The sequence below is a fragment of the Nonlabens sp. MIC269 genome (assembly GCF_001430865.1).
Taxonomy (GTDB): domain Bacteria; phylum Bacteroidota; class Bacteroidia; order Flavobacteriales; family Flavobacteriaceae; genus Nonlabens; species Nonlabens tegetincola.
This window is the reverse complement of record NZ_CP011373.1, coordinates 2,582,444-2,596,587: the sequence shown is the minus strand read 5'-3', so window position 1 is coordinate 2,596,587 and position 14,144 is coordinate 2,582,444. Positions and strand designations below refer to the sequence as shown.

Genomic DNA, 14,144 nt, shown 5'->3' with positions numbered 1-14,144 from the left:
ATGCTTCAAAGAATTCTACTAATCACCATATTGATATTAACAGTATTATCCTGTACCAAAACCACTAGACATGTAGACCTTAAAAGTCCCAGTATCATTCCTGCACCGCAATCCTTGCAGGTAAATGATGGATATTTTACGTTTCATGAAAACACTTCGTTTAGGTTTGATCCTGAGTTTCCTATGGCTGGCAAGTTCTTACTTGATAATTTTGATAAAATGGGTTTTGACGAGTTAAACGATTATAATGATAAGGAAGACAACTACATCTATTTGAAATTCAATGAAGAGATCAATAGTACCGAAGGGTACCGAATGAAAATCGATCCTAAACGAATACTTATTCATGCCAGTACGGATGCAGGCGCTTTCTATGCGGTACAATCGCTCATCCAGTTGTTCCCCATACTTAATGACAAGGATGAAATTCACTTACCAGCACTAATCATTGAGGATGAACCACGTTTTAAATATCGTGGTATGCACCTAGACGTTTCTAGACATATGTTTCCAGTAGCGTTTATCAAGAAATACATCGATGCGATGGCGATGTTAAAGATGAATAATTTTCACTGGCATCTTACTGATGATCAAGGCTGGCGCATCGAGATCAAACAATATCCTAAACTTCAAGAAGTGGCTGCCTACCGTGACAGTACTTTACTAGGACATTACAACGATACACCGCGCAAGTACAACACGACTAGATATGGTGGATACTACACACAAGATGAAGTGCGTGAGGTTATCGCTTTCGCGAAAGCGAGACACATCAACATCATTCCAGAAATCGAACTACCTGGTCATGCTCAAGCGGCAATTGCTGCCTATCCAGAACTAGGATGTACCAACGAAGCTGTGAACGTAGCTACAGAATGGGGCGTTTTTGACAACATTTATTGCCCTAACCCAGAGACCTTTGAGTTTCTGGAAAACGTACTAGACGAGGTAGCAGCCTTATTTCCATCACCATACATTCACATAGGCGGCGATGAGGCACCAAAAACACAGTGGAAACAAAGTGCAACCGCACAACGATTTATCAAAGAAAATGGATTAAAAGATGAATACGAATTACAATCCTACTTCATTAAACATTTTGAAAAATACCTAGCTTCAAAAGGCAAGAAAATCATCGGGTGGGATGAAATCCTAGAAGGCGGACTGGCAAAGGATGCCACGGTTATGAGTTGGCGCGGCATGCAAGGTGCCATAGACGCTGCAAAGAAAGGTAACGATGTTATTATGACGCCTACTTCTCATTGTTATTTTGACTATTATCAAAGCGATAATGAAAATGAACCAATAGCTATAGGCGGCTTTTTACCATTAGAAAAAGTATATGGTTTCAATCCAATTCCAGATGAACTTAGTGGTGAAGAAATAAAACACGTTTTAGGCGTACAAGGAAATGTATGGACTGAGTACATGCCTACTACAGATCAAGTAGAATACATGGCTTTCCCACGTATACTAGCACTAAGTGAGGTCGCTTGGTCTCCAGTAGAAAAACGAGATTATAACTTGTTTGTCAATAACCTAGAAGTCATGCTACCACGGCTAGACGCCATGGATATTAAATACGCCAATCATTTATATGAAATTGAAGGAAATTTGAATAAAGATCAAGAATATGAATTAAGCACTAAAACCTTAGGCAAAGAAATCAGATACACTACTGACGGAACTGAGCCAAATGCCAATTCAACTATTTATAAATCACCTATTCCATTTAAGGAAAACATGATTTTAAAAGCTCAAGTATTTGACAATGCTCAACCGCTTGGACGTTTATTCTCTCAAGAATTCCTTTATCATAAAGGTGTAGGCGCCACTATTACAATTAATCATCCACCACATAAATCCTATAGTGGTAGTGGTGCAAACGGGCTTATCAATGGAATTGTAGGTAGTGATACACGTTATGGTGATAAAGAATGGTTGGGCTTTTGGGGTGATGATCTGGAAATTGAAATAGATTTTGAAACTGAAATCTCAGTAAATCAAATTATTCTACGCTTCAATGACTCTAATGGACAATGGATATATGCTCCAAAAGAAGTATGGTTTTATCCTAAAGAGTTTTTACCATCAATACATCAAGTCCCTTTGCGTTATAGTGAGAACAATCTATTGGAACAGGAAATTCCATTTAACAACCAAGAAATGAAAGGAATTAAGATAAAAATCCCTAACTACGGTACCATCCCAGATGGCGCGCAAGGCGCTGGAAATAAAGCCTGGACATTTATTGACGAAATCATCATCAAATAAGCATGAACAACCTACCTAAAAACCTACTTTTTTACCTAGTCTTTTTGACCGGATTATTAATCTGGTCGGGAATTGAACCTAAAGAACGATTTACTTGGTTTCTAGAAGTTCTTCCTGCCGTGATAGGGATGATGATATTGATTTTTACCTACAGGAACTTTAAGTTTTCAAACCTTACCTACTTCTGGATATTTGTTCATTGTATTATTCTAATTATAGGTGGAAAATATACCTATGCAGATGTACCACTTTTTGACTGGATACAAGAATACTTTGATCACTCTAGGAACAATTATGATAAGTTAGGGCATTTCATTCAAGGCTTTACACCAGCTTTAATTGTGCGTGAAGTATTACTACGTAAAAACGTAGTTCACGGTAAAAAATGGCTTGTATTTATTGTGATCTCCACATGTCTTGCTATAAGTGCAGCTTATGAATTAATAGAAGCTGTCGTGTCCATGATCGTAAGTGATGGTGCAGACAGTTTTCTGGGCATGCAAGGTTATGTTTGGGATACGCAAACTGATATGCTACTTGCATTAATTGGTGCTTGTATCGCTGTTGCTTTTTTGAGTAATTTTCAAGATAATTCCATAGCTAAAATTGAAACAACATGATTTTAGAAATCTGCGCGGCAAATTATCAAAGCGCCATCAATGCTCAAAAGGCTGGCGCTCATCGTATAGAGTTGTGTAGCGAGCTTGCCGTAGGTGGAATTACACCAAGTTTTGGATTACTCAAAAAGGTAATTGCAGACCTCAGTATTCCTGTAATGGTATTGATACGTCCACGCTCGGGTGATTTTATGTATAGTAAAGCCGAGTTTGAAATCATGAAACAAAATATTCAACTTTGCAAAGAGTTAGGTGCCGCTGGTATTGTTTCTGGAGTATTAACTTCTGATTTTAAAGTGGATATTAAACGTACTAGCGAACTTATAGAGCTTTCTAGACCGTTACCCTTTACCTTTCACAGAGCTTTTGATCACGTAGAAAATCCACAGCAGGCCTTGATTGATTTAATCAATTTAGGTGCACATCGCATACTCAGCTCTGGTCAGCAAGCTAGTGCTTTTGAAGGTATTAGTTTATTAATGGAGTTACAGCAACAAGCAGGCGATGAACTCATCATTATGCCTGGTGGTGGCATTAATGCTAGTAATAGTGATGCTTTCGCGAAAGCGAACTTCAAAGAAATCCACGCAAGCGCTACAGCAATCTGTGAGCAAACCAGTGAAGAGAAAGTGCCTATGAATACACCTAAATTTCTTCAAGAAAACATAGAAATCACATCCAACATTGAAAGCATTAAAGCAATCCTTAATCGAATCACGCATGAAATATAGTTGGCTCCTAATCATAGTGATTTCACTAGTCTCATGTAATGATAAACAACCCCATGTAAAGCGTCAATATCTCAACCATAACTGGTCCTTATTAAAAGAAGCTGACAATAGTTTAATATCAGATTCTGTAAGTATTCCATCAACGGTTCACAAAGAGTTATTACCACTTATCGAGCATCCTTTTCAAGGAAATAATGAAGATAGTTTGCAATGGATCACTCAGAAAAACTGGACGTATAAAACCCTATTTAAACTTGATAATCAAACGCTTTCAAAAGAACATATAGAGTTGAATTTAAAAGGAATTGACACTTATGCTTCCGTTTTATTGAATGGAGTCCGAATACTAGAAACTGATAACGCCTTTTTGCACTGGAAAAAAGATATAAAAGACTTAGTTCAAAAGCAAAATGAACTCATAATCAATTTAAAATCACCTCTACATATCGAGGCAGAAAAAGCTGCTGCAAATCCTTATAACTTACCAGAAGGAAATCGTATTTATACACGCAAAGCGCAATTTCAATACGGTTGGGATTGGGGTCCAAACCTAAACACTATGGGAGTTTGGAAACCAGTTTATCTTGAGGCTTACAACGATTTTAAAATTAAGGATATTTACTTGAAGCAAAATAGTCTTAATGATTCTATTGCAAATCTTTCTGCGCAAGTGACATTATCAAAACCTGTTTCCTCACCGCTTACCTATTCTCTTAAAATCAACGACAGTATATATCCATATAAAATTACAGACTCCTTGACAGTAGCCACAAAAACAGCTACTCAAGAACTGCATTTTGAAATACCAAATCCTAAAAAATGGTGGCCGCATAATCTAGGTGAACCCTACTTATATGAGGTAGAGATTAGCATTTTTAAAGATGAAAATCTTATTGATCAAAAAACAATTAATAAAGGACTGCGCACAGTAGAATTGGTCAACGAGCCAGACGAATACGGAACTAGCTTTTATTTCAAGGTGAACGACGTTCCGGTATATGCAAAAGGTGCAAACTACATTCCACAAAACAGCATGCAAGATTTGGTCACGGATGATCATTATGAAAAGCTTTTGAATGACGCTGTAGATGCAAATATGAACATGCTTCGTGTTTGGGGTGGCGGCATTTATGAGAGTGATGTTTTCTATGAAAAATGTGACGAAAAAGGAATCATGGTATGGCAAGATTTTATGTTTGCTTGTGCGATGTATCCCAGTGGCGATAGCTTTCGCAAAAGCGTAAAAAAAGAGGTCACTCAACAACTTACTAGATTACGAGATCATTCGAGTATAGTACTGTGGTGCGGTAACAATGAAAGTCGTGAAGGCTGGCATCGCTGGGGCTGGCAGGAAGGTCGCAGTCAGCAAGAACGGGACAGTATTTGGGAAGATTACCGAAACATTTTTCAAATAGACATGCCGAAATACGTAGCCGAAATGACCAAAGAACCCTACTGGGAAAGCTCACCACAATACGGTCGTGGCAATCCTAAATATGAGTTTCATGGCGATGCACATGACTGGCGCGTGTGGCACGATGCTTACCCGTTTGAGCATTTTGAAGAGCATGTGCCAAGGTTTATGAGTGAATTTGGTTTTCAGGCGCACCCATCTTATGAAACCATTCGCTACATTAATTCATCTGGTGAAGTAGATATTAAGTCAAAGGAATATGCTACACACCAAAAACACGCTCGAGGTGACGAGCTTATACAAACTTATATGAAGCGCGATTTTCCCGTACCAGAAAATGATGAAGATTACGTGTACGTGAGTCAGCTCGTACAAGCTTATGGAATGTCTAAAGGTATTCAAGCACATCGTCGTGCGCGACCTTACAATATGGGAACGCTATACTGGCAGCTCAACGACTGCTGGCCAGCAGTAAGCTGGTCGAGTATCGATTATTTTGGCAACTGGAAAGCCTTACAGTATCAGGTAAAACGTGATTTTGAGAATGTACTTATAAGCAACGTGATTGAAAATGATACGTTGAAAACGTATGTGGTAAATGATAATCTCGAGACAGAAGTAGGCGATTTCAAAATCGAAATCAAAGACTTTTCAGGCAAATCGCTTTTTGTTGATACCATCGATAGTTCAATATGCTCAGTTAATGCTGGTTCTAGTGAGCTCATTCATGCGCTTTCCTTAAAACAATTAAATCTTGATCTAAACAAAATTTACGTGTCTTACCAATTTGGTAATCACAAAAGCATTAAAACTTTAACAAGGCCAAAAAATCTCAAATTACCTAAAGCAGAAATCAAAATAAAAAGTCCAAAGCGTAATGACTTTTATGAAATTACGATCGTTTCAAATGTATTTGTAAAGGATCTATTCGTCTTTTCTAGTTTAGATGGTCATTTTTCTGATAATTTCTTTGACTTGGAGCCTAATACTGAAAAATCAATTCTATTCTATCCAAAATCGAAAGAGCTTGGTGTCCTGCAGATTAAATGCTTGAATGATTTGGTAAGTATGAGTGTGAAATAATTTTGTTTATTGCTCCAACGAACCAAACAATTCTTTTCTCAAAAGCAAGATCAAAATTAAAAAGTAAAATATGTAATTTAAAAAGTAAGCCATTACTACGGCATTTTTTCCATAGTATGGTAATAAAACCATCGTAAAAAGATAGAAACAAAAAATGCTTATAAGTTCAGCCACTAGATAGCGTTTAAGATCATTTAATGCGATAAACCTAAAAGCCATTACGGTGGTGATGACCTTGATGAAGTCACCTAATAATTGCCATTTAAACATGCTAGAAGCAGGTAAAAACTCTGTAGTAAATAAATATTCAAGAATTAAATCTCTACATAAATAAACAGCTATAAGTCCTGCTACAACTACAGGAAGTATGGTTTTATAAAAATTCCATATGGTACTTCTATATTGTTTAAAACTAGAATCCTTGCTCAAATTAGGTAATACGTATAAACTGATTAACGTGGTAACAAATACCATGTAATATCCTGAAATACGTTGAACAGATTCCCACCATCCTGCTGCATGGTCACTTACTTGATCAATAACCTCGTTGCGCACTTCAATATTTACAAGCGGTATAAGTATAGCACTCACTAAAGCCATAACACTGTATTTAAAGAGCTGTAGTGCTTGCCCATTACTCCATTCAATTGAAAAGTTGAGCACTCCTTTTTTACCTTTTAAATAAAAGAAGTACACCAAAAGAGCCAAAATAAATTGAACATAAGGTGTCACGGCTATACTAAGCAGGGCACCGTATAAATTCTCATTTACAATCAAATAAGAGCCCAGAACAAATACCGACAAGGCAACGATAATATTAAGAACCACATAGGTCTTAAACCACTCAAATCCTTGCAACAAGGAACTTACTGCCACAAAAACAAAGTAAAATGGTAATGAACAGCCAAAGATCCGTAAGACAAATGAATAACTATCACTATCAAATAAATACAAAGACAGCAAGCTAGCTGTAAAGTTGATACCTATAGCGGTTAATACGCTTACTATAAAAGTTGCTATCCATGCTGTTGTAAAAGTTTTGCTTAATAGTTTAGGCTCATTCTTTAAGGCAGCAGCGTTTTTAGTAAGACCGTTTTCCAATCCCAGAACGGACAGGCTTTGAAGTCCTTGAGAAAAATTACGTAAGTTCCCTAAATAACCCAATCCTGCATCACCTACAAATCGAGCCAAAAGATTAGACATAACAGCACCTAGCGCAATCCTGACAAGAATAAAAATACTATTCCAACTTGCCATTTTAAGCAGCATATTTCTATTAAACAATAAAAACAGCCTGCGCATCAATAAGAATTTATGGTTTGTATAATATGATGAACCTCTTGAGTATCTAACAAAGGATGGCATGGAAGACTTACCTGTTGTTGATGTCTACTTTCTGTGGCGGGAAATTGTAAGTCATTCCACTTAGAAAATGCTTTTTGTTGATGAGGTGGCACCTCATAATGACATCCAGTTTGTATTCCATGATGTTTCATGAAGTCTATAAAGGCTACCCTATCTTCTACAAAAATTGGGTAAATATGAAACACTGAACGATTTGCTAATTGCGTGCTTAGTAGCTGCACCTTTTTGTTATCAATACCTTGACTGTATTTGTATGCGATGGATCTACGAGAGTTGTTGTCGCTTTCTAAAACCTGTAATCGCGTACTCAAAAATAGCGCTTGTAAAGGATCCATGCGTGAATTTACTCCTATCTCACTATTTAAAAATTGGGAATCACGCCCATAATTGGCGATTTTGCGACACATTGCTGCTAGCTCTGGGTCGTTTGTGACGATAGCGCCTGCATCACCTAGTGCTCCTAAATTTTTAGTAGGATAAAAAGAAAAGGCACTTGCCGCTGCAAGACTTCCACTCGTTTTACCACTACTTGTACGACCACCGTGAGATTGTGCTGTATCGGTATATATTTTTTTGTGGTTCGCTTTTGCGAAAGCGTACACATCATCATCTACCATGATTCCATATAGATCCACCACTATAATAGCATCATAGTCTTCTTTAATTTTTTTAAGATCATCAACCTGTACGACACACTGCTCTGTTTCAAATAATACAGGCGTGTGATGGCTGTGAACAACGCTTAAAATAGTAGCTATATAAGTATTTGCGGGCACCGCAATTTTAGCATTTTTAGGAAGTCGATTCAAAGCGGTTTCTGCTCTTAGGATAATACTCAAGGCATCCAATCCATTACCAGTACTCACGCAGCACTGAACGTTACAATAGCTTGCAAATTCCTTTTCAAATGTATCTACAAATTGACCACCAATATACCTACCAGATTCATGCAACTCTTTTATAGATTCCATATCCTGAGGTAGAAATCGGTTTTGTATTTTTTTTAAATCGAGAAATGGAATGTGCACAAAAATTATTTATTACGAATATATAAAGAGTTTCCTATACAGGAATCTCGCTTAAAAACCATCTATAAGCTAGGTAAATTAAAAACCAAAAGTTGATTATTGTAACAATGAATTTCTTTACAGTAAAAGGTCTTTTTAAACTTAACAAACTTGCTATAGATCCAGCTATCACAATCACTGCAAAAAAGGTCATGAGATACGATATCCATGAACTGATATCATTAGAGACTGTGCGAGGAATAAAACTTAGTATTATGAAAATTCCAAATACTACAACTTGTATAACGGCAAAATGAAAGGCTTTCTTTTCCAATGATTTACATTAAAATAACACTCATTAACTATGCTTAACCCAAATGTAACACCTTGAAATGGAACACCACCGTACATTTGTAATGAATTACATAACAAACGAAATAATTATTGTAATATTCGATATAAAGAAAAACTTTAGTTTAAGTTTTTCTTGCTATGAAAAAGAAAAATATTCCTTAATCGACTTTGATTGTTAAAAGATTCATTTGATAAAATAGCCTAAAACCAGCGCCTGATTAGCGCTGGTTTTTTTTATTTTCTATGTGGTTTAAAGTGCCAAACCGTTTGTGTTTCAAAACTCGCTCCCATCTCTTTCTTATTTTTAGCAAGGCCTTTATTTATTCCTCCATTAGGATCATCTACGGCACCTAGATCATATTTAGTGATATTACACTGTCTTAAAACTTCTATAGTTTCTAAATATAAAAAATCCATAGCCCTTAATGATCTTGCCTCGATTGTACTTGCCATATATTGAGCTCTTGCAATATTTCCTTTGATGAAAATTACCACACCGGCAATTATTCCCTCTTGATTAGCAACTGTATAAAGTCGGATTTCTTCGGGAAATTTACTCTTCAACTTTTCAATTTCCTGAAGACTATGAACAGGACTAGCAGCATATTTATGTTGCAACAAGGGCACTAATACTTGATTCCAAAATTCACCCCAGTTATCATTTTCTTTAAAGATTAAATCATTCCAATTACCGTTGCGATAACCAGCGGTCCGTTTAGATGAAATAGACAAATCAACATTTAATTCAACGTAGGCATTATTAACCCTTTTAAATGGCTGAAAGTCTATACTTTCAATTACCTCATTTATAAAACGGTTGATTTGAGAATATGAGTTAAACGGTTGTTTGATAGATATATCCTTAATTTCATTTGAAATTAGATAAGACACCACTTGATTCATAACCTGTTTAAGAACATCCTTTGACAAATCCTGATCTAAAATTATACCGCCGTAAGTAAGACCTTGATGACTGTACCACTTGTCTCCTACTCTATTACCAGGTATTACAGCAATAAGAGTTTGTGACCTATAAACCATTAGGCTATAATCATTAAAACAATCCTCATGGTACTCCATGAAAGATCGTTTTAATATAAAGGTACCGTTAAGAGATGAATCTATAAATTTATTCCATGAAGTAGCATCATCACTAGAATAACGATGGATGACTATTTCATTACTCATAAACTAGTTTAATAATTCTCTAGCCGCTTGTAGCGCTTGATCTATTCCTGCTGGATTTTTTCCTCCTGCTGTTGCAAAATGGGGTTGTCCACCACCACCACCTTGTATAAACTTACCTAGTTCTCTTACAATTTGTCCAGCGTTCAATTTCTTTTGATCTACAAGATCCTTTGAGATAATTACAGTAAGTGTGGCTTTATCACCTGCGTTTGATCCGATTATTAGAAATAAGTTAGTAATCTCTTTATCGATTGAAAAAGCCAGGTCTTTAACAGACTTTGCATCTAGATCAGTCTTTGAAGCAATAAATTGAACACCATTTATATCTTCTGCGCTATCAATCAACTCTTGTTTTAGATTGCCTGCCTTGGCTTTTTTCAACTCCTCAATCTCTTTTTTAAGATTCGAATTTTCTTCTTGTAGGGATTGAATAGCTGTTACAGGTTCTTTTGCATTTTTTAGTAGGGCTTTAATCTGCTCAAAATGTTTTGATTGATCATAAAAGAAATCCTTGACTGCATCGCCAGTAATAGCTTCGATACGGCGTATTCCTGCAGCTACTGCAGATTCATTTGTGATTTTGAAATGCCACACATCACTGGTGTTTTTAACATGTGTACCACCGCATAATTCATAACTGCTTCCAAATTTTATGGTACGTACTACGTCTCCATATTTCTCGCCAAATAAACCTATCGCACCATCTTTGATGGCATCTTCATAAGTATTGTTTCTATTTTCTTCAAGTTGTAATTGTTCAGCAATACGAGCATTTACAAAATCCTCAACTTGTTTAAGTTCTTCAATGGTTACTTTAGAAAAATGTGAAAAATCAAAACGCAAACTAGCACTGCGTACCATACTTCCTTTTTGTTCTACATGAGTTCCTAAAATTTTACGCAACCCTTGATGTAAAAGGTGTGTAGCTGTATGGTTAGCACTGGTTCTAAAACGCTGCTTTTGGTCAACTTGAACGATGAACGTTCCTCCTAACTCTTTAGGCAGGTTTTTAGTTATATGCACTGTTTGCCCGTTTTCTTTCTTAGTATCAATGATGTATACCGTATCGCCATTTACACCTTCAATATATCCCTTGTCTCCTGTTTGTCCACCACTTTCTCCATAAAAAGGTGTCATGTTAAATACAAGTTGATAGCGATCACCATCTTTTTTAGTGGTTATTTTCCTATATTTTGATATACGTACTTTGGCATCTAGTTTATCATAACCAATAAATTCCTGTGTATCATCATCACCTAGTATTACCCAGTCAGACGTTTCTGTTTCACTTGCCTTTCTAGAACTTTCTTGTTGTTTTTTTAAGGCAGCAGTAAATCCTTCTTCATCCATTTTGAGTTGTTGCTCGCTTAGAATAAGTCGAGTAAGCTCTTTTGGAAAACCATAAGTATCATTAAGTTCAAATGCTTTTTTACCTTCTAGAGTATCCTGGCCTTGTGATTTTAAGTTAGCAATCATGCTATCAAGCAAGGCTAAACCATTCTCTAGGGTACGTAAGAAAGAAATCTCCTCTTCTTTGATTACATTTAAAATCAAATTCTTTTGAGATTTCAACTCAGGAAACGCCTCACCTAATTGTTTGGATAAGGTCGTTACTAATTGATAAATAAAAGGTTCCTTTCTATCCAAGTATGTAAAGCCATATCTTATAGCTCTTCTTAAGATCATTCTTATAACATAACCAGCACCATTGTTTGACGGTAATTGACCATCAGCAATAGAAAAAGATACTGCTCTCACATGATCTGCGATTACACGTATTGCAATATCTTCTTGCTCTGTTTTTCCATAAGCATGACCAGTAATAGTTTCAATCTCTCGAATTAGCGGCTGGAAAACATCAGTATCATAATTTGACTTTACTCCTTGTAAAACCATTGCCAAACGTTCAAACCCCATTCCAGTATCTACATGCTGTGCAGGAAGGTTTTCTAAAGAACCATCAGCAAGTCTATTAAACTGCATGAATACAAGATTCCAAATTTCAATCACTTGTGGATGATCCATATTGACTAGTGTAGCACCATCAACCTCTTGTTTTTCCTTGTCGCTTCTAATGTCAACATGAATTTCAGAACAAGGACCACATGGTCCTTGCGCACCCATTTCCCAAAAGTTGTCTTTTTTATTACCGTTTAGGATTCTATCCTCAGCAATGTGTTGTTTCCAGAAATCATATGCCTCGGTATCGCGTGATAATCCTTCGGTATCGTCGCCTTCAAAAATAGTTACGTATAAATGATCTTTAGGAATTTTATATACTTCTGTAAGCAGTTCCCAAGCCCAATCAATAGCTTCTTTCTTAAAGTAATCACCAAAACTCCAGTTACCTAGCATCTCAAACATGGTATGGTGATAGGTATCAACTCCTACTTCTTCTAGGTCGTTATGTTTACCACTTACTCGCAAACACTTCTGACTATCGGCAACTCTGTTATTCTTTGGCTCTGAGTTTCCTAGAAAGTACTCCTTAAATTGATTCATCCCTGCGTTTGTAAACATCAAGGTAGGATCGTCTTTTAACACCATAGGTGCGCTGGGTACTATTTGATGACTTTTTTCAGCAAAAAAATCTAGAAAGGTCTGTCTTATCTGCTTAGAATTCATACTGGTGGTCTATGAGTTTTAATTTTATATTTTTGTAAAAATCGGTAAGGGCAATTTCCTGCATCAATTAAGTATTTTTACTACTTATTTTGATTTTTATTATTACGCTTTCGCGAAAGCGTAATAAACTAAAAACAATACCGTTTTCAACACAGCAAAAATAGTATAAAAAGCATGTCTAAAATTAAGTATTACTACGATTCTGAAACTCTATCCTATAGAAAGGTGGAACGCAAGAAGCGTCATGTATTTTTTAGATTTATAGGATTCCTCGCGGCGAGTATGCTTTTTGGCCTATTATTCTTCTTCATCATTAATCAGTACGTGGAGTCTCCTGCGCTGGTAGACGCCAAGGCCGAAAATGAATTTATGAAGCTCGAGGTTGAAAAAGCAAATGAACAAATAAACAATCTGGCGCAAGTCATTGCCGAGGTTGAGGAGCGCGATAACACTATATACCGTATCTATTTTGACGCTGCGCCTATAAGTGACGAGCAGCGCATGGCCGGTTTTGGTGGTGTAAATAGATACAAGGATCTTGAAGGTTTTAATACCAGTGAACGAGTTATACAGCTTAAAAAAGATATTGACCAACTTAAAAAAAGAGTGGCTATACAATCACAATCGCTTGATGAAATCGCAGAATTAGCCAAGGACAAAGAAAAACTTCTCGCTTCTATTCCAGCGATTCAACCTGTACGTAATCAGGATTTAACAAGGATGGCAAGTGGTTATGGGTATAGAACCGATCCTTTTAATAAAACAAGAAAGTTTCACTACGGAATGGATTTTACTGCTCCTAGAGGAACACCTGTGTATGCAACTGGTGATGGTGTTGTTACAAGAGCAGATGCTAACAGCTCGGGTTATGGAAATCACATAAGAATTGATCATGGTTTTGGTTACATCTCGTTATACGCGCATTTAAATGCGAAAAATCCTTACAACGTGCGTGTAGGACAAAAAGTAAAGCGTGGTGACATAATTGGTTATGTAGGTAGTACAGGACGCTCGCAAGCTCCTCATTTACATTATGAGGTATCTAAGGATGGAGAGCGCATCAATCCTATCAATTTCTATTATGGAAATTTATCTCCTGAAGAGTTTAACGAATTGCTGAAGAAATCGCAGCAAGAAAATATTTCTCTAGATTAATGCATATCGACCTACCTGAAAAATTGTATTACAGTATAGGCGAGGTGTCTAGAGCTTTTGATGTTAACCCTTCACTAATCCGGTATTGGGAAAAGGAATTTGATGTCTTACAACCCAAGAAGAATGCTAAGGGTAATAGGAAATTTACAAAAGACGACATCAAAAATTTACAAACCATCTATCGATTAGTAAAGGAACAAGGTTTTACACTTGAAGGTGCCCGCGAATACATGCGTACACACAAAAATCAATTAGATAAATTTGATATTATTCAAAAATTAGAAAACGTCAAGGCCGAACTTCTTAAGATTAAAAAGCAAATGGATTAACC

The 14,144-nt window shown here is 36.5% G+C and carries 11 protein-coding genes; 7 read left to right on the top strand and 4 right to left on the bottom strand.

What is annotated here, in order from left to right:
- The 4 genes from AAT17_RS11760 to AAT17_RS11745 are packed head-to-tail and all read left to right on the top strand — an operon-like array spanning window position 1 to window position 6,119.
- Complete coding sequence (locus AAT17_RS11760) at window positions 1–2,274, top strand: beta-N-acetylhexosaminidase (protein ID WP_060524574.1); 2,274 nt, start codon at window positions 1–3, stop codon at window positions 2,272–2,274.
- A gap of 2 nt (window positions 2,275–2,276) precedes the next feature.
- Complete coding sequence (locus tag AAT17_RS11755) at window positions 2,277–2,894, top strand: DUF2238 domain-containing protein (protein ID WP_060524572.1); 618 nt, start codon at window positions 2,277–2,279, stop codon at window positions 2,892–2,894.
- The gene (locus AAT17_RS11750) at window positions 2,891–3,622 is read left to right on the top strand and encodes a copper homeostasis protein CutC (protein WP_060524569.1); all 732 of its coding nucleotides are present in this window, start codon (window positions 2,891–2,893) and stop codon (window positions 3,620–3,622) included. Before AAT17_RS11755 ends, AAT17_RS11750 begins: the two co-directional genes overlap by 4 nt.
- Window positions 3,612–6,119 (top strand): glycoside hydrolase family 2 protein, encoded by a 2,508-nt coding sequence (locus tag AAT17_RS11745; RefSeq protein WP_060524568.1) that lies wholly within the window; start codon window positions 3,612–3,614, stop codon window positions 6,117–6,119. The genes AAT17_RS11750 and AAT17_RS11745 overlap by 11 nt, the downstream gene beginning before the upstream one ends.
- Window positions 6,120–6,125: 6 nt before the next feature.
- Here the strand turns inward: AAT17_RS11745 and AAT17_RS11740 are convergent, their stop codons facing one another.
- Together AAT17_RS11740 and AAT17_RS11735 are read right to left on the bottom strand one after the other, a co-directional pair.
- The gene (locus AAT17_RS11740) at window positions 6,126–7,421 is read right to left on the bottom strand and encodes an O-antigen translocase (protein WP_060524567.1); all 1,296 of its coding nucleotides are present in this window, start codon (window positions 7,419–7,421) and stop codon (window positions 6,126–6,128) included.
- Entirely contained in the window at window positions 7,421–8,455 is a 1,035-nt protein-coding gene (locus AAT17_RS11735) for a DegT/DnrJ/EryC1/StrS aminotransferase family protein (RefSeq protein WP_082587014.1), read from the bottom strand. Before AAT17_RS11735 ends, AAT17_RS11740 begins: the two co-directional genes overlap by 1 nt.
- A gap of 149 nt (window positions 8,456–8,604) precedes the next feature.
- On the opposite strand from AAT17_RS11735, the gene AAT17_RS13360 reads away from it, so the two are divergent.
- Window positions 8,605–8,808, top strand: coding sequence for a hypothetical protein (locus AAT17_RS13360; RefSeq protein ID WP_157539278.1), 204 nt, complete (start codon window positions 8,605–8,607; stop codon window positions 8,806–8,808).
- Window positions 8,809–9,079: 271 nt separating this feature from the next.
- Here AAT17_RS13360 and AAT17_RS11725 read toward each other — a convergent pair whose 3' ends face one another.
- Together AAT17_RS11725 and alaS are read right to left on the bottom strand one after the other, a co-directional pair.
- Window positions 9,080–10,033, bottom strand: a complete 954-nt coding sequence (locus tag AAT17_RS11725) for a GNAT family N-acetyltransferase (RefSeq protein ID WP_082586960.1) — start codon at window positions 10,031–10,033, stop codon at window positions 9,080–9,082.
- Window positions 10,034–10,036: 3 nt separating this feature from the next.
- Entirely contained in the window at window positions 10,037–12,658 is a 2,622-nt protein-coding gene (gene alaS / locus AAT17_RS11720; RefSeq protein WP_060524560.1) for an alanine--tRNA ligase, read from the bottom strand.
- A 174-nt stretch (window positions 12,659–12,832) separates the two neighbouring features.
- On the opposite strand from alaS, the gene AAT17_RS11715 reads away from it, so the two are divergent.
- Window positions 12,833–13,813, top strand: coding sequence for a M23 family metallopeptidase (locus tag AAT17_RS11715; protein WP_042280406.1), 981 nt, complete (start codon window positions 12,833–12,835; stop codon window positions 13,811–13,813).
- Entirely contained in the window at window positions 13,813–14,142 is a 330-nt protein-coding gene (locus tag AAT17_RS11710; RefSeq protein WP_042280408.1) for a MerR family transcriptional regulator, read from the top strand. Before AAT17_RS11715 ends, AAT17_RS11710 begins: the two co-directional genes overlap by 1 nt.
- The last annotated feature ends 2 nt before the right edge of the window (window positions 14,143–14,144 follow it).

Coding starts and splice junctions, on each gene's coding strand:
- AAT17_RS11715 (WP_042280406.1), top strand. CDS start 12,833: ATGTCTAAAATTAAGTATTACTACGATTCTGAAACTCTATCCTATAGA.
- AAT17_RS11760 (WP_060524574.1), top strand. CDS start 1: ATGCTTCAAAGAATTCTACTAATCACCATATTGATATTAACAGTATTA.
- AAT17_RS11725 (WP_082586960.1), bottom strand. CDS start 10,033: ATGAGTAATGAAATAGTCATCCATCGTTATTCTAGTGATGATGCTACT.
- AAT17_RS11745 (WP_060524568.1), top strand. CDS start 3,612: ATGAAATATAGTTGGCTCCTAATCATAGTGATTTCACTAGTCTCATGT.
- AAT17_RS11755 (WP_060524572.1), top strand. CDS start 2,277: ATGAACAACCTACCTAAAAACCTACTTTTTTACCTAGTCTTTTTGACC.
- AAT17_RS11740 (WP_060524567.1), bottom strand. CDS start 7,421: ATGCGCAGGCTGTTTTTATTGTTTAATAGAAATATGCTGCTTAAAATG.
- AAT17_RS11750 (WP_060524569.1), top strand. CDS start 2,891: ATGATTTTAGAAATCTGCGCGGCAAATTATCAAAGCGCCATCAATGCT.
- AAT17_RS11710 (WP_042280408.1), top strand. CDS start 13,813: ATGCATATCGACCTACCTGAAAAATTGTATTACAGTATAGGCGAGGTG.
- AAT17_RS11735 (WP_082587014.1), bottom strand. CDS start 8,455: ATGGAATCTATAAAAGAGTTGCATGAATCTGGTAGGTATATTGGTGGT.
- alaS (WP_060524560.1), bottom strand. CDS start 12,658: ATGAATTCTAAGCAGATAAGACAGACCTTTCTAGATTTTTTTGCTGAA.